This is a genomic window from Paraconexibacter antarcticus (genome assembly GCF_024220175.1).
Lineage (GTDB): Bacteria > Actinomycetota > Thermoleophilia > Solirubrobacterales > Solirubrobacteraceae > Paraconexibacter > Paraconexibacter antarcticus.
The window spans coordinates 3,265,444-3,281,517 of record NZ_CP098502.1 but is presented as its reverse complement, the minus strand read 5'-3'; the positions used below and the strand labels follow the sequence as shown (position 1 = coordinate 3,281,517).

Genomic DNA, 16,074 nt, shown 5'->3' with positions numbered 1-16,074 from the left:
CGCCCTGCACCCTCAAGCTCAGCTTGAACCTCCGTTGTGGGGCGCTGGTATGCTCGCGAAGCCCCGCGCAAACAGAGGAGATCGTCGCGCACATGGACACCTTCCCGGACCTTGGCTCACTGACCGATCAGGAGCTGAAGGACCTCATCCAGAACCTGACGGAAGAGGAGATCGACATCTCCTACAAGCGACGCATCCTGCACGGCAAGATCGACATCCTGCGCGCCGAGCTCGTCAACCGCCTGCGCAAGAAGCACGAGGGTGGCGAGGACGTCATCACCGGGGCGGACGTCCAGCGGCTCACCGACATCCTGTCGGGCCGCGCGGGCGCCGACGAGCCCACGGGCTGAGCGCCGGACGGGGCTGATCGCGGTGGCCATCCACTGCCCGGAGTGCGGGTTCACGAACGTCGAGGGCGCCAACTACTGCCAGAAGTGCGGGAGTTACCTCGGCGATCGCGCGCCCGAGGCGGCCGAGCCGCAGACGGCGACCTACCGCGTCGGCGAGACCGGTGAGTTCATCCCCGTCGACGTCGGCGACGTCGTCGAGGCCGAGGGCGCCGCGCTCGTCATCCGGGCCGGCGGCGGCCGGGTGGGGGAGTCCTTCCCGCTCCAGGCCGACCGCCTCACCATCGGACGCCGCCCCGACTCCGACGTGTTCCTCGACGACGTGACGGTCTCGCGCGACCACGCGCTGCTCGTGCGTCGCGGGGACCACTACTACCTCGACGACCTCGGCTCGCTCAACGGCACGTACGTCAACCGCAAGCGGATCGAGTCCGAGCAGCTCCACGACGGTGACGAACTGCAGGTCGGCAAGTACAAGCTGACGTTCCTCTCCCGCTGATGGCGCTGACCGACGCCGACTCCTCACGCCCGCAGCCGCCCGCCGGCCCGTCGGGGCGCGGCCGCGAGGAGCAGCCGCGCAAGTCGATGACGATCGGCGCGGTGTGCAAGGCGCTCGAGCAGGAGTTCCCCGACATCTCGATCTCGAAGATCCGCTACCTCGAGGACCAGAAGCTCCTCACGCCACGGCGCACGCCGGGCGGGTACCGGCTCTACGCGCAGAGCGACGTCCAGCGCCTGCGGACGATCCTGCGCCTGCAGCGCGACGAGTTCCTCCCGCTGCGCGTCATCCGCCAGGAGCTCGCCGCCGGCCGCGCCGCCGACGCGACCCCGGCCGCCCCGGCGCCCGAGGCGCCCGCGGGCGAGGCCGCCGAGCCCGCCGGCGACGACGGTCGTCCCCGCCGCCGCGTGAGCATGTCGGTCCGCGGGGTCGGGGCGTCCTACTCGCTGGAGGACGTCCTGGAGGAGACCCGTGCCGAGCCGTCGCTCGTCGCCGAGCTCGAGGACTACGGCGTCATCCGCGGCGAGGTCCGCGCGGGCGTGAAGTACTTCGACGAGACCGAGCGCGAGATCATCCGCGCCGTCACCGAGCTCGCCCGCTACGGCGTCGGCGGCCGCAACCTGCGCGCCTTCCGCACCTCGGCGGACCGCGAGGCGGCGCTCCTGCAGCAAATCCTCGCGCCCGCGCTGCGCTCGCGGAACCAGGACCGGCGCAAGGAGGCGCTCGACGCGCTCGAGAACCTCGCGGCCGTCACGACGCACCTCAAGCACCTGCTGCTCATCCGCGACCTGCGCAAGATCGTGGGACCGCCGACGACGCCGCCCGGGCCCGACCTGCCCCGCCGCCCGTGACGGTGGACCTGCGCGCGTTCATCCGGGACATCCCGGACTTCCCCGAACCGGGGATCGTCTTCCGGGACATCACGCCGCTGCTCGCCGACGCGGGCGCGCTGGACGCCGCCCTCGAGGGTCTCGCCGCGATCGCGCGCCCGCTGAAGCCCGACGTCGTCATCGCCGCCGAGGCGCGCGGCTTCCTCCTCGGGGCGGCGCTCGCGCGGGAGCTCGGCGCCGGTTTCGTCCTCGCCCGCAAGCCGGGCAAGCTCCCGCACGACACGACGAGCGCCGAGTACGCGCTCGAGTACGGCACCGACGCGCTCGAGGTCCACACCGACGCGATCGCCCCCGGCTCGCGGGTCCTCGTCCACGACGACCTGCTCGCGACGGGCGGGACCGCCGGGGCCCTCTGCGCGCTCGCCGAGCAGCTCGGCGGCGAGGTCGTCGGCTGCGCGTTCCTCATCGAGCTCGGGTTCCTGCCCGGCCGGGCGGCGCTCGCGCCCCACGCGGTCCACTCGCTCATCGTCGACGCAGGCGAGTAGGCGGCGGACGTGACGAGGACCCGCCGCCGCCGCGTCCTGCCCGCCGACCCGGCTGCCGTCTGGGCCGTCGTCGGCGACCCCTACGCGCTGCGGCGCTGGTGGCCGCGCGTCGAGCGGGTCGAGCAGGTGGCCGCCGGCGAGTTCACCGAGGTGCTGCGCAGCGAGCGCGGCCGCACCGTCAGGGCCGACTACCGCCTGACGACGCTCGAGGAGCCGACCGAGATCGCCTGGGAGCAGATGATCGAGAACACGCCCTTCGAGCGGGTCATGGCCTACAGCTCGACGACGATCCGACTGACGCCGGAGGGTGACGGGACGCGGATCGAGATCGAGCGCGGCCAGCAGATGCGGGGCATGTCCCGTCTCGGCGGCTTCATGATCCGCCGCGCGACCGGCCGCGTGCTCGACGAGGCGTTCGATGCGCTTGCCGGGGAGCTCGCCGCGCCCCCGGCGGGCTGAGCGCCCGGCTCAGCCGGACGTCGCGGGCCTGACGATCGGGCCGGAGACGACGATCTGACCGGGCTTCGTCGAGTTGGAGCCGGCGGGCTCCTTCGTGATGATGAGCTCCTTGAACGCGTAGACGTTCGCGAGCGCGGTGCGGATCGCCTTCGCGGTCGCAAGGCCGGCGGCCTTGACCTTCGGGTCCTTCGACGCGTTCGCGGCCTTCTCGATCTGGTCCGGGTCCGCGCCGGTCTGGAGCCGGCCCTTGTTCGGGCCCGTCGCCGGGACGCCCGCGCCCACGAAGCCGAGGCGGAAGGCCTTGGCCGGGGAGGTGTAGAGCCAGACGGCGTAGTTGAACTGCTTGCCGTCGGTCGGGGGGAAGTTCTGGCCGTTGATCCCGAGGACGCGCTCGCCGTTCGTGCGCAGGAGGAAGCCGGCGGCGAGGGCCTGCCCACCGTTCGCGGACTGCATCGGGATCTGGAGCTCGATGCCGCCGTTGCCGGCGGTGCTCGACGTGGTCGAGGCGGTCGAGGTCGTGTCGGCCTGCGTGGTCGTCGTGTCGCTCGACGCCGAGTCCGACGAGCTCGAGTCGTTGCCGCCGAGCCGCGAGACGATGAGGATGACGAGCACCGCGACGATCGCCGCCGCGCCGAGGAGGAGCAGGACGCCGCCGATGCGCGAGGACTGCTCCTGGCGCTCGCGGGCCTCGGTGCGCGCGCTGAGGGCGCCGAACGCCTCGTCGATCTCGGCCGCCTCGGCCGGGATCTCCGGGAGGTTGTCGCCCGCGAAGGGACGCAGCTCGGCGGCGACGGCGCGAGCCCAGGTGCGTCCGCCCTTGGACTCCCCGAGGAAGGAGCGCGTCGCGGCCCGCTCGGAGGCCGTCTGCTGGCCGAGGAGGTAGTCCGAGATCTCGTCCTGCCGCGACGGGGTCAGGCCGCCGGCGGACCCGGGGCCGAGCGCGTCGAGCGCGTTCAGGGCCCGGTCGCGCACCGCGTCGGGCTCGAGTCGCAGCAGCGTGCCGAGCTCCTCGTAGCTCTTGCCCTGCTTGAGCAGCAGCTGGAGCGTGGCCTTCTGGTCCGCGGGCAGGTCGTCGAGACGGCTCATCGCGGTGAAGCCTAGTCAGCGGTGCGGCCGGGCGCGGCGCACCTCGCGGGGGCGCACGGCGAAAGTAGGGTGCCGGGCATGGACCTCCCGCCGCTCATCCCCTTCGAGGAGACCTTCGACGCGCTGTACGGCCTCGAGGTCGACGAACAGACCGAGGACCGCGTCGTCGCGCACGTGCCCGTCTCCAACCGCGTCAAGCAGCCGATGGGCCTCGTGCACGGCGGCGTCTACGCGTCGATCGCCGAGGCGATCACCTCGATGGGGACCGCGCGCGCCGTCTACGCCGACGGCATGTCCGCGCAGGGCCTGAGCAACCAGACCTCCTTCCTGCGGCCGATCCTCGAGGGCACGATCCACGCGACCGCGACCCGCCGTCACCGCGGCCGCACGACCTGGGTCTGGGAGGTCGACATCACCGACGACGCCGGCCGCCTGTGCGCGGTCGTCCGGATGACGATCGCGGTGCGCCCGCTCCCGAAGCCCGAGACCCGATAAGCGCCCCACTGGGGGACGGAAATCGGGTTTCGGCCGCGTCAGCCCCGCCAGCGGGACGTGATCGGCAGGCGCCGGTCGCGCCCGAAGGCCCGCGGCGTGATCTTGATGCCGGGCGGCGACTGGCGGCGCTTGTACTCCGCGAGGTCGACGAGCCGGACGATCTGGTGCACGGCGGCCTCGTCGTGGCCGCGGGCGATGAGCGCGTCGGGCCCGAGGTCCTGCTCGACGTAGCCGAGGAGGATCGGGTCCAGGACGTCGTAGGGCGGCAGCGAATCGGAGTCCTTCTGGTCCGGGCGCAGCTCGGCCGACGGCGGGCGGGAAACGATCGTGTCCGGCAGCGGGTCGACCCCGTCGCGCGTCCGGCGCCAGGCGACGAGCTCGTAGACGAGCGTCTTCGGCACGTCCTTGATGACCGCGAAGCCGCCGGCGGAGTCGCCGTAGAGCGTCGAGTAGCCGACCGACATCTCGGACTTGTTGCCCGTCGTCAGGACGATCCAGCCGAACTTGTTCGACAGCGCCATGAGGAGGTTGCCGCGGATGCGGGCCTGGAGGTTCTCCTCGGTGAGGTCGGGATCGCGCCCGGCGAAGACCTCGCCGAGGAGCTGCTCGTAGCTCTCCATCGGCTCGTGGATGGGGAGGTCCAGGCACTGCACGCCGAGGTTCGCGGCGAGTGTCCGCGCGTCGCCCTGGGTGCCGCCGGAGGAGTACCGCGACGGCATGACGGCGACGCTGACGCGATCGGCGCCGAGCGCGTCGACGGCGACGAGCAGGACGAGCGCCGAGTCGACCCCGCCGGAGAGGCCGAGGACGGCGTGGCGGAAGCCGTTCTTGCCGAGGTAGTCGCGGGTGCCGAGGACGAGCGCCTCGTAGACCTCCTGCACCGCGGGCGGGCGCTCGGCGATCGTGCCCTCCTGGGCCCGGGTCGTCGACGGCGCGAGCGCGTGATCGGGGGCGGCCGTCGTGAACGAGCCGCCGTGGGCGACCGCGGCGCGCTCGCCGCCGCGCCAGGCGAGGCGCGGGCGCGTGTCGTGCAGGCGCGCGGCGCCGGCGGCGTCCGTGTCGACGTCGCAGACGAGCAGCGCGGAGGTGAACTGGGGCGCGCGGGCGATCGGCAGGCCGTGGTGGTCCACGACGACCGAGGAGCCGTCGAACACGAGCTCGTCCTGCCCGCCGACCTGCGCGCAGAACGCGACGGCGGTGAGGTTGTCGCGGGCGCGCTGGGCGATCATCGCCTCGCGCGCGGCCGCCTTGCCCGCGTGGAACGGCGAGGCGGAGATGTTGACGAGCAGCCGCGCGCCCGCGAGCGCCTCGGGCGTCGCGGGGGCGCCCGGCATCCACAGGTCCTCGCAGATCGTCAGGCCGACGGTGACGCCGTCGACCTCGATGACCATCGGCTCGGTGCCGGCCTGGAAATAGCGGAGCTCGTCGAAGACGCCGTAGTTCGGGAGACGGAGCTTGCGGTAGACCGCGCGCACGCCCCCGTCGGCGAGGACCGCCGCGCTGTTGTAGACGTCCTCCGCCCGCTCGGGGAAGCCGACGACCGCGACGATCCCGTGCGTCTGCGCGGCGATCGCCTCGAGCTCCGCGCGCGCGGCGGTGAAGAGGTGCTCCTTGAGCAGGAGATCCTCCGGCGGGTAGCCGGTGATGGCGAGCTCGGGGACGAGGACGAGCGCGGCGCCCGCGCTCTTCGCGTCGGCGATCGCGCCCTCGATGAGCGTGCGGTTGCCCGCCAGGTCCCCGACGACGGTGTTCAGCTGGGCGAGCGCGATCCGCATGGGCCGGGGATTCTCGCACGGCGCCGGGCGGGGACCCGGGTCCGGGCCGGCGCGGTCGGCGGCGACCAGACCTTCAACAAGATGTGTTGACGTTGTTGAACGTTGTGTGTAAGGTTCTGTCCACGAGCTGTTGAAGGTCACCTCTCCACCCGGCTCACTCCGAAAGGCCCCCCGATGAACCTCAGCGATCCCACCGTGTTCGGCCGTGTGTACGACGAGCATCACCGCGGCGTCTACGGGGCCGCGTTCCGGATCCTGGGCAACCAGGCCCAGGCCCAGGACGTCGCGCAGGACGTCTTCCTGCGCGTCTGGCGCAACCCCGCGAAGTTCGACTCCCGCCGCGGCGAGCTCGGCAGCTACCTGCGTCTCATGGCGCGCTCGCGGGCCCTGGACCTGTGGCGCGAGGGCCAGGCCGCCGGCCGCGCCGGGGACCGCCTGAAGCTCGTCGTCGCCCAACAGGAGGCACGGGTCGAGGACCGGCCCGCCGCGATGGCCGAGCGCGAGAACGAGCGCGGCCTCGTCCGCGAGGCTCTCGGCCGCCTCCCCGACGCCCAGCGCGAGGCGGTCGTGCTCGCCTACTGGGGCGGCCTCACCGCCGACCAGATCGCGCGCCGCGCCGGGGTGCCGCTCGGCACGGCGAAGAGCCGCATCCGCCTCGGGCTGACGAAGCTCCGCGAGGAGATCGCGGCGGACGTCATGCCGGTCGCCGCCTGAGCACCGGACGGGGCGCCCCGGGGTCACCGGGGCGCCGGCGGCTAGGCTCGGCGTCATGCCGGTGAACGGTCTCGACCACGCGCTCGCCCTCGCGCCGATCCTCCGCGAGCCGGCCGCGGGCCTCGAGTTCCTCGACGCGCACCTGCACATCGGGCAGAACGACCCCGACGGGGTGAAGGGGACCCTCGAGGAGATCCTCGGCGGTCTCGACGCCGCGGGCCACGCCGGCGGCCTCGTCTACCCGATGCACGAGCCGGACGGCTACCCGCCGGCGAACGACATGATCGCCGCGGCGGTCGCGGCCTCCGGGGGGCGCCTGGACTGGCTCTGCCGCGTCGACCCGAACGCCCCGGGCGCCGTCGACGAGGCCCGGCGGTGCCTCGGGCTCGGGGCGGCGGGCATCAAGCTCCATCCCCGCAGCGACGCCTTCGGCCTCCCGCACCCGGTCGTCGACGAGCTCGCCGCGCTCGCCGGGTCCGTCGGCGCGCCCGTCCTCTTCCACGCCGGGCGGGGCATCCCGAACCTCGGCCTCGCCGCCGCCGAGCTCGCGCGGCGCCACCCGGACGTGCGGATCATCCTCGCGCACGCGGGGATCAGCGACCTCGGCCTGCTCGCCGGGCCCGCGGCCGAGCTGCCCAACCTCCTCTTCGACACCTCCTGGTGGAACGCGGCCGACCTCCTCGCGCTGCTCACGACGATCCCGCCCGGGCAGATCCTCTACGCGAGCGACATGCCGTACGGCACCGGCCTCTACGCCGCGTTCGCCCTGACGCGGTGCGCGCGGCAGGCCGGGATCGCCCCGGACGCGCTCGCCGACATGGCCGGCGCGCAGCTGCGGCGCGTCATCGCGCGCGAACCGCTCGTGGACCACGGACCGGCCGTGGGGCCCGGAAGCCTCGGGCCGCGGGTCCCGGCGCTCGAGCGGGTCCAGAGCTACACGGCGTCCGCGCTGCAGGTCTCGTTCGGGTACGCCGACCCGACCGAGGCGCTGTCGCTGGCCCGGCTCGGCTGCCAGCACGGCCCGGACGCCGAGCACGGCGAGCTCCTCGACATCGCGGACCGGCTCCTCGAGCTCGCGTCCGAGCACCGAGCGGCCGCGACGGAGGAGACGCTGCGCTGGGCGATCTTCTCGACCGCGGCCACCGCGCACATCCTCTGCGCGACGCCGGCGGCCGGCGTGCCGACGGCGACGGTCTAGGCGCAGTGCCGCTGCCCCGGAACCCTGTGTGACGGGGAGCACAGAGCGGACCGGATTTCCCGCTATCCTGTGCGAACAACTGTTCGACCGCTGAGTCGCCTCCCGTCAACGAGGGGGCGAGCGGGGGACCCACTGCCGCGCCGGGAATGGCTTCCGGAGCGGATGGGGCGAATCGCCGGCTGATGCCGGTGTAGCGGCAGGGCCACGCCACGCCAGGAGTGTGGTGGGTCTGTTGCGAGCCCGACAGCTAACCCCGTAAGCGGCACGTCACGAAGGAGGTCGACCTCGATGAGGCCGATGACCACGTCCCGCGCCCGCTTCACCGCCGGTGCCACCGCCCTCGGCGCTGTCCTCGCCGTGGTGCCCGCCACCGCTACGTCCAGCACGCAGGCCGCCCAGGCTGCCCAGGCGACGACCGCCGCTCCTGCTGTCCCCGCCGCCGAGCGCGTGCGCAAGCGCACGCCCCGCCTGACGGTGCGCCATGTCCGGCGCAACGTCCTGGCCGGTCGCTCCACGACCGTCGCCGGCCGGCTCGTCGGCATGAAGGGCCACGTCGTCCGCCTGCAGGCCCGGCGCGGCGACAGCTGGAAGACCGTCGACCGCACGCTCACCCGGACGCACGGCTCCTACCGGCTGCGCTTCAAGCCGTCCCGCCCCGGCACGATGAAGCTCCGGGTCGTCTTCCCGGGCGACAAGACCGCGACGAAGACCCGCCGCGCCGCCGGCCGCATCAACGTCTTCCGCCAGGCGCAGGCCTCGTGGTACGACGACTACGGCAGCCCGCTCGCCTGCGGCGGTACGCTCGGCTACGACGAGCTCGGCGTCGCGAACAAGGAGCTCCCCTGCGGCACGAAGCTCACGCTGCGCTACCGCGGGCGCTCGGTCCGCGTGAAGGTCATCGACCGCGGCCCGTACGTCGGCGGCCGGGACTTCGACCTCACCGGCGCGACGAAGCGCGCGCTCGGCTTCGGCGACCTCGGCACGGTGCTCGCCACCCGCTGAGGTTCCTGTCCCGCATCCCGGGCGGCGAGGCGAACGGATGTTCGCCTTGTCCGTCCTGGGCGCGGCGTACCCTGGGCGGGCGTGCCGACGGTCATCGCCCACCTGGACATCGACGCCTTCTACGCGTCGGTGGAGCTGCTCCGGCGCCCCGAGCTGCGCGGGCGCCCGGTCATCGTCTCGGGCGACGGCCCGCGGGCGGTCGTCACGACCGCGAGCTACGAGGCGCGGAAGTTCGGCGTCGGCTCCGCGATGCCGACGAGGCGCGCCCTGCGGCTGTGCCCCGACGCCGTCCTCATCCCGCCCGACTTCGGCGCCTACCGCGCCGCCTCGGAGGTCGTCATGCGCCTCGTGCGCGGGACCGTGGACGAGGTCGAGGTCATGGGGCTCGACGAGGCCTACCTCGACCTCGGCGGCCTGTTGTCCCCGCGCGCGGCGATGCGCCGCCTCGTCACCGAGATCCGGGCCGCGACGGGCCTGGACGCGTCCGTCGGCATCGGACCGAACAAGCTCATCGCGAAGGTCGCCTCCGACGCCGAGAAGCCGCGCGGCTTCGTCGTCCTGACCCGTGAGCAGGCGTGCGCCCGCTTCGCCGGCCACCCGCCGAGGCTCGTCCCCGGCATCGGCGGCAAGACCGCCGAGCGCCTCGAGGTGCTCGGCATCACGACGCTCGCGGCGCTCGCCGCCGCCGACCCCGGGCTGCTCGCCGAGCACTTCGGCCCGCGGCAGGGGCCGTGGCTCGTCGCGCGTGGCCGCTTCGAGGGGGAGGAGTCGCTGCAGGCGGTCCGCGAGGCCGTCTCGGAGTCCCGCGAGAGCACCTTCGACGTCGACATCGCCGGCCCCGCGGAGCTCGACGCGCAGCTCCAGCGGCTGGCCGACCAGCTCTGCCGCGGCCTGCAGAAGCACGACCGGACCGGCCGCACGATCGCGATCAAGGTCCGGCTCGACGACTGGACGACCGTCACCCGCGCCCGGACGATCGCCCATCCGACGAACGCGGTCGAGCACGTCGGGCAGATCGCCGCCGAGCTCCTGCGCGAATACGCGCCGCCGCGGCCCGTGCGGCTGCTCGGGGTCCGCGTCGCCTCGTTCGGCGGGGTGGAGGAACCGCCGGCGCAGACGGCGCAGCTCGCGCTCCCGGTCTGAAGCGCGCATCCCTAGACTCGCGCGCCATGGATCTGCACCACGTCCTCGGCGGCGACGGCGAGCCCCTGCTCCTCATCCAGGGGATGAGCGGCACCCACCTCTCGTGGGGGGAGGAGTTCCTCTCCGCGCTGCAGGACGACCTGCGGACGGTGAGCTACGACCACCGCGGCATCGGGCTGTCGCCGGCGGCGAACGACCCCTTCACGATCAAGGACCTCGCCGAGGACGCCGCCGGCCTGCTGGACACGCTCGGCTGGGAGAGCGCGCACGTCCTCGGCATCTCGATGGGCGGCATGGTCGCCCAGGAGCTCGCCCTCGCGTACCCCGGCCGGATCCGGACGCTGACGCTCGGCTGCACGTTCTGCGGCGGCCCGGGCTCGCAGCTCACGCCTCAGGAGACGATGGCGAAGCTCGGCGCCGCGATGACGTCCGGCGACCGCGAGGAGGCGATCCGCGTCGGGTACGAGGTGAACGTCTCGGCGGAGTTCCGCCGGCAGGCCGCGCACTACGACAGCTTCCGTGCGATGGCCCTGGCCGCGCCCGCGAAGGTCGCGACGATCATGCTCCAGATGCAGGCCTGCCTGGCCCACGACACGCACGACCGGCTGGCGCAGATCACGGCGCCGACGCTCGTCCTCCACGGCCGCGAGGACCAGATGCTCCCGGCGGCCAACGGGGAGCTCATCGCCTCGCTCGTCCCGGGCGCCTCGCTCGAGGTGTGGGACGGCGTCGGGCACATGTTCTGGTGGGAGCAGCCGCAGCTCAGCGCCGGCGCGCTGAAGGACCACATCCTCGGCTGAGGACGGACGCGGGGAGGGCGCGGCTAGACGCGCACAGCGGCGTCGCGCACGGCCTCGGCGCGGGGCACGCCCGTCTTGCCCCAGTTCGCGGCCAGGGCGTAGTCGGTCAGGCGCGTGAAGTACGAGAGCAGCGGCGGGCACGTGATGCCGGCGGGCTCGAGCACCGCGCGCGCCCGGGCCGTCTCGTAGTGGCTGTGCACGTCGAAGTACGGGACGAAGACGCCGCCCTGGTGGTCGCCGGCCTCGGCGTCCAGCACCGCGGTCGGCGCCTCGACGCGCGGGACCGGGCAGCCGAGGATCCCGCAGGCCACCTCGAGCATCGCGCCGAGCGACGGCACGTCGCCGCCCGCGGTGAGGTGGTAGGCGCCGCTCACCGGCCCGTCGGTCGTCGCGAGGTGGGTGATCGCGTCCGCCACGTAGTCGATCGGGACGGCGTCGACGAGGCTCGCGGGGTCGGCCGGGACCTCGACGAGCAGCCGCCGGGCGAGCGCCCGCAGCGGGAAGTAGAGGACGTTGAACGCCGGGGTCCAGCCGGTGTGCGAGTCGCCGACGACGATGCTCGGCCGTGCGACGACGACGGGCAGCCCGTCGTCCATCGCGGCGAACACGAGCGCCTCGGCCTCGCGCTTGGTCTGCTCGTAGGTGTTGCGCGGCTCGCCGGCGACCGTGCGGTCGTCCTCGGCGACCGCCCCGGCGTGACGCCCGGCGACGTAGGCCGTCGAGACGTGCACGTAACGCTCCAGGCGCCCGTCGGCGTGGATCGCCCGGCCGAGGGCGAGGACCTGCCGGGTGCCGGCGACGTTCACCGCCCGGGCCTCCTCGAGCGGGAGGTCGAAGCTGATCGTCGCGGCGCTGTGGACGATGCGCGTGACGGTGGCGGCGACGTCGGCCCGCGCCGCGTCGCCCAGGCCGAGCCCGTCGCGCTCGAGGTCACCCGCGACGGCGCGGAGGCGACGGTCCGCCGCCGGCGGGACCTCGTCGCCGTAGAGCCGGGCGAGCGTGTCCGCGAGCCGCCGGGCGGCGTGCGCGTCGTCGGCGGCGCGGATGACGCAGATGACGTCGCGGTCGTCGGCCTCGACGGCGCGGACGAGGAGCTCCATCCCGAGGAAGCCCGTCGCACCGGTCAGCAGCAGCGTCATGCGGCTCAGGCAAGCAGGTGACGTGCGCGCGCGGAAGCGGCCCGCGGCACTTCTCCCCCCGCATGGGGGTTGACGCGGTGGCGGCGCCGACGGACGATCCGGTCGACGCCGGGCGGCCGCCGACGCGCCATCTGCCGTGAACGACGGTTCTCCGGTCGCTCCTGCGGTCACACTTACGGGCAGGGCGCGCGCAGGGCGCGGCCACGAGCAGGGGAGACGCGATGTACCGCAGCGCACGCAGGACCTTCACCACGGTCGTCGCCGTCGCCGGCGCGCTCACCGCCGTCGCGGCGGGCGCCACGCCGGCCGGGGCCGCCGCCCCGGTCCAGAAGGCCGACGCCGACGTCACGAGCGGCTCGTTCCATCTGACCTTCCACGCGACCCGGCAGGCCGACCAGGCCCCGAGCACCGCGAAGGGCACGTTCGACGCCTGGACCACCGCGGGCCCGCTGACCCTCATGCACTTGGCGGGTCCCGTCACCTGCCTCGACGTGCGCGGCAACCGGATGGGCCTCTTCTACCCGATCGCGAGCAGCAGCCCCTCGCTCTTCTCGCAGATCAACTCGGGCGTCCTCATCTCGATGACCGTCGACGGCAACGGCCACGCGACCGCCGTCCAGTTCCTGCCGGTCCCGGTGACCCACGTGTCGAGCTGCGCGCCGCTGCCGACGCTGCTGCCCGCCACGGGCAGCGCGACGCTCGTCTCCTGACGGGCGCCTAGTAGAGCGCGGCGGCCAGGCGCCGCCGCGTGTCCCGCGCGAGCGGATGCTCGACGCCGAGCGCGTCGAGCACGCCGACGATGACCGCGCGCAGCTCGTCGCGGTGCGGCGGGAAGCGCTGCACCCGGTCGAGGAGGACGTCGAGCCCGTCGGCCTCGCGGCCCTCGTCGAGCGCGGTGAGGGCGTCGCCGAGGTCGAGCTCGGGGTCGGCGGCGATGCGGATGCGGGCGGCGAGCCCGTCGGCCTGGAAGCTCCCGCGGACCTTCTCGAGCACCGCCAGGGCCTCGGTGTCGTCGCCGCGGGCGAGCAGGAGGCGGGCGAGCTTCAGCGAGGCCGCGGCGTGGCCGGGCTCGGCGGCGAGCGCGCGCCGGAGCGACTCCTCGTCGCCGCCCTCGCTGGCGAGGTCCGCCTCGGACGGGATGAGCCGGGCGAAGAACCGCTGGACCTCGGCGGGCGGCTTGGCGCCGACGAACTCGTCGACGATCTTCCCGTCGACGAACGCCTTCACCGCGGGGATGCCCTGGACCCCGAACGACTGCGAGATGCCCGGGTGGTCGTCGGTGTTGATCTTCGCGAGGACGACGGCGCCCTCGGCCGCGGCGGCCATCTTCTCGAGAACCGGCGTGAGCTGACGGCACGGCCCGCACCACGGCGCCCAGAAGTCGACGACGACCGGCGTCTCGTGCGAGCGGTCGATGACGTCCCGCTGGAAGTCGGTCTCGGTCGTCTCGATCACGGTCATGCCGAGGAGTGTAGGAGCGCTGCCCGCCGGGGGCCCGGCCGCCGCGGGTCGTAGGGTGGGGGGCCCATGCCCGACCCCGACCTGCACGTGGAGGACCGCGGCTCCGGTCCGGCCGTCGTCCTGCTCCACGGCCTCACCGCGACCCATCGCTACGTCGTGATGGGGTCGAAGGCCCTCGAGCGCTCCGGTCACCGCGTCATCGCCTACGACGCCCGCGGGCACGGCGGGAGCGGCCCGGGCGACCGCTACGACTACCCGGCCCTCGCCGACGACCTCGCGCGGGTCCTGGACGAGCGCGGCCTCGAGCGCGCGGTCCTCGCGGGGGCGTCGATGGGCGCCCACACCCTGCTGCGCCTCGCGCTCGCCGACCCCGGGCGCGTCGCGGGCCTCGTCGTCATCACGCCCGCGCACCACGAGGACACAGAACGCGACCTCGACCGCTGGGACCGGCTCGCCGCCGGGCTGCGGAGCGGGGGCGTGGAGGGCTTCGTCGACGCCTACGGCGACCCCGGCGTCCCGGAGCAGTGGCGTGAGACGGTGACGAAGGTCCTGCGTCAGCGCCTCGGCGCCCACGAGCACCCCGCGGCGGTGGCCGACGCCCTCGAGCAGGTGCCGCGCTCGGTCCCGTTCGACCGCGTCGCCGACCTCGCCGCGCTGCCGGACGTCCCGACCGTCATCGTCGCCGACCGCGACGAGGCCGACCCCGGCCACCCGCTCTGGGTGGGGGAGGCGTACGCCGCCGCGATCCCCGGCGCGACGCTCGTCGTCGAGGACGAGGGCAGCTCGCCGATCGCCTGGCAGGGCGGCCGGCTGTCGAAGGTCATCGCGCAGGTCGCGGCCGCCGGGAGGTACTGAGTCCACCGCGATTCGTAAGGTGACCGGGTGAGCCGTCCCGTCTTCCCCGACACCGACCCCGCCGCGCCGCTGTTCCGCCGTGAGCGTGAGGTCTTCGTGCCGAGCGCGCACGCCCGCGGACCCTGGGATCCGCAGGCGATGCACGGCGGCGCACCCACCGCGCTCATCGCCCAGCACCTGGACGAGCTCGCCGCGGGCGCGCGGCTCGCGCGGCTGACGTTCGAGTTCCTCGGCCCGGTCCCGCTGGCGCCGGTCCGCGTCGCCACCGCCGTCGTCAAGCCGGGCCGGAACTTCCGGCTCCTCGAGGCGACGCTCAGCGACACCGTCGGCCGGCCGCTGCTCCTGGCGCGGGCGGTGGCCCTGGCGCCCGGCGAGGCCGGCGAGCTGCCACCCGAGGCGGCGACCCCGCCGCTCCTGCCACCCCCGCCGGCGCCGCAGGACGCGGTCGACTCGCCGTTCCCGCCCGACGCGAGCGGGGCCGCCGAGGGCATGCACCGCACCGGGATGGAGATCCGCTTCGCCCGCGGCTCGGTGAACGAGGTCGGGCCTGCCCTCGTGTGGATGCGCCTCGCGCGCGACCTCGTCGACGACGAGCCGCCGTGCCCGGCCGCGCGCGTGTGCACCGCGGCGGACTTCGGGAACGGCGTCAGCCGCGTCGTCGGCTTCGACACGCACGTCTTCGTCAACACCGACCTGACGATCACCCTCATCCGCGAGCCGGTCGGGGAATGGATCCTCATGGACGCGGTCACCCGGATCGAGCCCACCGGCATCGGGTGGGCGGTCTCGGCGCTCCACGACGCCGACGGCGGGCTTGGGCAGTCCCATCAGACGCTCTTCGTCCGCGCCCGGTGACCGGTCCGGGCGCCGCCCGGCAGCGGCGCGGGTAGGCTCCCGACGATGACCGCCGGGGCGCAAGGAGCTCTGCGGCGCGCCGCGGGCCTGCTGCGCGACCGCCAACAGGCTGCGGCCTTCCGCCGCGCCGTGATCGCCGCGCCGCTCCCCGGCCTGGTGACGGTCGGCGACGTGCGGGCCGGCGGCTTCGAGGTACCGGGCGACGCGCTCGACGCCGGCAGCGTCGTCTACGTCGCCGGGACCGGGCCGGACGGCGGCGTCGCGCCGGGGATCGTCGCCCGCTTCGGCTGCACTGTCCACCTCTACGACGCCGACCCGCGCGCGGCGGAGCACGTGGCGCGCGTCGCCGCCCGCGAGCCGCGCGTCGCCTTCCAGCCGGTCGCGCTGTGGGACACCGACGGGACGGTCACCGTCCACGCCCCGCGGCTCGGCGGCTACCAGGCCCACCGGCCGACCGACCTGCGCGGCTCGCACGAGAGCTTCAGCGCGCCGGCACGGTCGCTCGCGGGCGCGCTGGAAGAGGAGGGACACGCGCACGTGGACCTGCTGTGCGTCGCCGTCGACGGGGCTGAGTACCGGCTCGTGGACCACATCCTCCGCACGCCCGTCGACGTCCGCGCCCTGTGCCTGCGCTGGGCGCAGCCGGCTCCGCTCGAGCGCGTCCTGGAGTCCCTCGGCCGTCTGCGGGGCGCCGGATTCGAGCCGGTCGCGCGTTCGGGCGACGCGCTCGCGTGGAAGACGACGCTGGTCAGGCGCTGACCACCGGCGCCGCACGCCTCGGGCCGCTGCGACAATGGGCGGCGGCATGACGCGGACGTGGCTGGGGGCAGCGGCGGCGGTCGGGGTGCTCGGCGTCGCCGGGCTGCTCGCA

19 protein-coding genes and 1 riboswitch are annotated in these 16,074 nt (G+C 74.3%); of the genes, 15 read left to right on the top strand and 4 right to left on the bottom strand.

From position 1 onward, the window contains the following. Positions 1 to 92 precede the first annotated feature (92 nt). Genes NBH00_RS16055 through NBH00_RS16035 form a run of 5 tightly spaced genes read left to right on the top strand, consistent with a single transcriptional unit; the run spans position 93 to position 2,680 of the window. Complete coding sequence (locus NBH00_RS16055; protein ID WP_254569604.1) at positions 93 to 350, top strand: RsiG family protein; 258 nt, start codon at positions 93 to 95, stop codon at positions 348 to 350. A 22-nt stretch (positions 351 to 372) separates the two neighbouring features. After that, a complete protein-coding gene (locus tag NBH00_RS16050) occupies positions 373 to 846 on the top strand; it encodes a double zinc ribbon and FHA domain-containing protein (RefSeq protein WP_254569603.1) in 474 nt (157 codons plus the stop codon). Beyond that, positions 846 to 1,697, top strand: a complete 852-nt coding sequence (gene ftsR, locus NBH00_RS16045; protein WP_254569602.1) for a transcriptional regulator FtsR — start codon at positions 846 to 848, stop codon at positions 1,695 to 1,697. Before NBH00_RS16050 ends, ftsR begins: the two co-directional genes overlap by 1 nt. 2 nt (positions 1,698 to 1,699) lie before the next feature. Next, the gene (locus NBH00_RS16040) at positions 1,700 to 2,221 is read left to right on the top strand and encodes an adenine phosphoribosyltransferase (protein WP_254573735.1); all 522 of its coding nucleotides are present in this window, start codon (positions 1,700 to 1,702) and stop codon (positions 2,219 to 2,221) included. Positions 2,222 to 2,230: 9 nt separating this feature from the next. Next, complete coding sequence (locus NBH00_RS16035; RefSeq protein ID WP_254569601.1) at positions 2,231 to 2,680, top strand: SRPBCC family protein; 450 nt, start codon at positions 2,231 to 2,233, stop codon at positions 2,678 to 2,680. Between the two features lie 9 nt (positions 2,681 to 2,689). Here the strand turns inward: NBH00_RS16035 and NBH00_RS16030 are convergent, their stop codons facing one another. After that, a complete protein-coding gene (locus NBH00_RS16030; RefSeq protein WP_254569600.1) occupies positions 2,690 to 3,766 on the bottom strand; it encodes a hypothetical protein in 1,077 nt (358 codons plus the stop codon). 78 nt (positions 3,767 to 3,844) lie between these two features. Here NBH00_RS16030 and NBH00_RS16025 point away from each other — a divergent pair, with 78 nt between their 5' ends. Next, on the top strand, positions 3,845 to 4,261 hold the full coding sequence (locus NBH00_RS16025; RefSeq protein WP_254569599.1) for a PaaI family thioesterase: 417 nt from the start codon (positions 3,845 to 3,847) through the stop codon (positions 4,259 to 4,261). A gap of 38 nt (positions 4,262 to 4,299) precedes the next feature. Here the strand turns inward: NBH00_RS16025 and NBH00_RS16020 are convergent, their stop codons facing one another. Beyond that, on the bottom strand, positions 4,300 to 6,036 hold the full coding sequence (locus tag NBH00_RS16020) for an NAD+ synthase (RefSeq protein WP_254569598.1): 1,737 nt from the start codon (positions 6,034 to 6,036) through the stop codon (positions 4,300 to 4,302). 174 nt (positions 6,037 to 6,210) lie between these two features. Here NBH00_RS16020 and NBH00_RS16015 point away from each other — a divergent pair, with 174 nt between their 5' ends. From NBH00_RS16015 to NBH00_RS15995, 5 genes are all read left to right on the top strand, one after another. Next, positions 6,211 to 6,750, top strand: coding sequence for a sigma-70 family RNA polymerase sigma factor (locus NBH00_RS16015; RefSeq protein WP_254569597.1), 540 nt, complete (start codon positions 6,211 to 6,213; stop codon positions 6,748 to 6,750). A gap of 55 nt (positions 6,751 to 6,805) precedes the next feature. After that, positions 6,806 to 7,948, top strand: a complete 1,143-nt coding sequence (locus NBH00_RS16010; protein ID WP_254569596.1) for an amidohydrolase family protein — start codon at positions 6,806 to 6,808, stop codon at positions 7,946 to 7,948. A 78-nt stretch (positions 7,949 to 8,026) separates the two neighbouring features. Further along, a riboswitch (cyclic di-AMP (ydaO/yuaA leader) is annotated at positions 8,027 to 8,225 on the top strand. A gap of 11 nt (positions 8,226 to 8,236) precedes the next feature. Further along, positions 8,237 to 8,950: a septal ring lytic transglycosylase RlpA family protein gene (locus NBH00_RS16005; RefSeq protein ID WP_254569595.1), complete on the top strand. Its 714-nt coding sequence runs from the start codon at positions 8,237 to 8,239 to the stop codon at positions 8,948 to 8,950. 81 nt (positions 8,951 to 9,031) lie between these two features. Further along, positions 9,032 to 10,093 (top strand): DNA polymerase IV, encoded by a 1,062-nt coding sequence (dinB, locus tag NBH00_RS16000; protein ID WP_254569594.1) that lies wholly within the window; start codon positions 9,032 to 9,034, stop codon positions 10,091 to 10,093. Between the two features lie 26 nt (positions 10,094 to 10,119). Then, positions 10,120 to 10,893 carry an alpha/beta fold hydrolase gene (locus NBH00_RS15995; protein WP_254569593.1) on the top strand — a complete coding sequence of 258 codons (774 nt, stop codon included), beginning with the start codon at positions 10,120 to 10,122 and terminating at the stop codon, positions 10,891 to 10,893. Between the two features lie 23 nt (positions 10,894 to 10,916). Here the strand turns inward: NBH00_RS15995 and NBH00_RS15990 are convergent, their stop codons facing one another. Further along, positions 10,917 to 12,032 (bottom strand): SDR family oxidoreductase, encoded by a 1,116-nt coding sequence (locus tag NBH00_RS15990; protein WP_254569592.1) that lies wholly within the window; start codon positions 12,030 to 12,032, stop codon positions 10,917 to 10,919. A gap of 221 nt (positions 12,033 to 12,253) precedes the next feature. Between NBH00_RS15990 and NBH00_RS15985 the strand changes: the two genes are divergently transcribed. Then, positions 12,254 to 12,742 (top strand): hypothetical protein, encoded by a 489-nt coding sequence (locus NBH00_RS15985; protein ID WP_254569591.1) that lies wholly within the window; start codon positions 12,254 to 12,256, stop codon positions 12,740 to 12,742. A 7-nt stretch (positions 12,743 to 12,749) separates the two neighbouring features. Here the strand turns inward: NBH00_RS15985 and NBH00_RS15980 are convergent, their stop codons facing one another. Then, complete coding sequence (locus NBH00_RS15980; RefSeq protein WP_254569590.1) at positions 12,750 to 13,493, bottom strand: tetratricopeptide repeat protein; 744 nt, start codon at positions 13,491 to 13,493, stop codon at positions 12,750 to 12,752. Positions 13,494 to 13,559: 66 nt separating this feature from the next. Here NBH00_RS15980 and NBH00_RS15975 point away from each other — a divergent pair, with 66 nt between their 5' ends. Genes NBH00_RS15975 through NBH00_RS15965 form a run of 3 tightly spaced genes read left to right on the top strand, consistent with a single transcriptional unit; the run spans position 13,560 to position 15,962 of the window. Further along, positions 13,560 to 14,348: an alpha/beta fold hydrolase gene (locus tag NBH00_RS15975; RefSeq protein WP_254569589.1), complete on the top strand. Its 789-nt coding sequence runs from the start codon at positions 13,560 to 13,562 to the stop codon at positions 14,346 to 14,348. Between the two features lie 27 nt (positions 14,349 to 14,375). Next, entirely contained in the window at positions 14,376 to 15,203 is an 828-nt protein-coding gene (locus NBH00_RS15970; RefSeq protein ID WP_254569588.1) for a thioesterase family protein, read from the top strand. Between the two features lie 45 nt (positions 15,204 to 15,248). Beyond that, positions 15,249 to 15,962: a class I SAM-dependent methyltransferase gene (locus NBH00_RS15965; protein ID WP_254569587.1), complete on the top strand. Its 714-nt coding sequence runs from the start codon at positions 15,249 to 15,251 to the stop codon at positions 15,960 to 15,962. The last annotated feature ends 112 nt before the right edge of the window (positions 15,963 to 16,074 follow it).

Coding starts and splice junctions, on each gene's coding strand:
- NBH00_RS16055 (WP_254569604.1), top strand. CDS start 93: ATGGACACCTTCCCGGACCTTGGCTCACTGACCGATCAGGAGCTGAAG.
- ftsR (WP_254569602.1), top strand. CDS start 846: ATGGCGCTGACCGACGCCGACTCCTCACGCCCGCAGCCGCCCGCCGGC.
- NBH00_RS16030 (WP_254569600.1), bottom strand. CDS start 3,766: ATGAGCCGTCTCGACGACCTGCCCGCGGACCAGAAGGCCACGCTCCAG.
- NBH00_RS16025 (WP_254569599.1), top strand. CDS start 3,845: ATGGACCTCCCGCCGCTCATCCCCTTCGAGGAGACCTTCGACGCGCTG.
- NBH00_RS16020 (WP_254569598.1), bottom strand. CDS start 6,036: ATGCGGATCGCGCTCGCCCAGCTGAACACCGTCGTCGGGGACCTGGCG.
- NBH00_RS16015 (WP_254569597.1), top strand. CDS start 6,211: ATGAACCTCAGCGATCCCACCGTGTTCGGCCGTGTGTACGACGAGCAT.
- NBH00_RS16010 (WP_254569596.1), top strand. CDS start 6,806: ATGCCGGTGAACGGTCTCGACCACGCGCTCGCCCTCGCGCCGATCCTC.
- NBH00_RS16005 (WP_254569595.1), top strand. CDS start 8,237: ATGAGGCCGATGACCACGTCCCGCGCCCGCTTCACCGCCGGTGCCACC.
- NBH00_RS15995 (WP_254569593.1), top strand. CDS start 10,120: ATGGATCTGCACCACGTCCTCGGCGGCGACGGCGAGCCCCTGCTCCTC.
- NBH00_RS15990 (WP_254569592.1), bottom strand. CDS start 12,032: ATGACGCTGCTGCTGACCGGTGCGACGGGCTTCCTCGGGATGGAGCTC.
- NBH00_RS15985 (WP_254569591.1), top strand. CDS start 12,254: ATGTACCGCAGCGCACGCAGGACCTTCACCACGGTCGTCGCCGTCGCC.
- NBH00_RS15980 (WP_254569590.1), bottom strand. CDS start 13,493: ATGACCGTGATCGAGACGACCGAGACCGACTTCCAGCGGGACGTCATC.
- NBH00_RS15975 (WP_254569589.1), top strand. CDS start 13,560: ATGCCCGACCCCGACCTGCACGTGGAGGACCGCGGCTCCGGTCCGGCC.
- NBH00_RS15965 (WP_254569587.1), top strand. CDS start 15,249: ATGACCGCCGGGGCGCAAGGAGCTCTGCGGCGCGCCGCGGGCCTGCTG.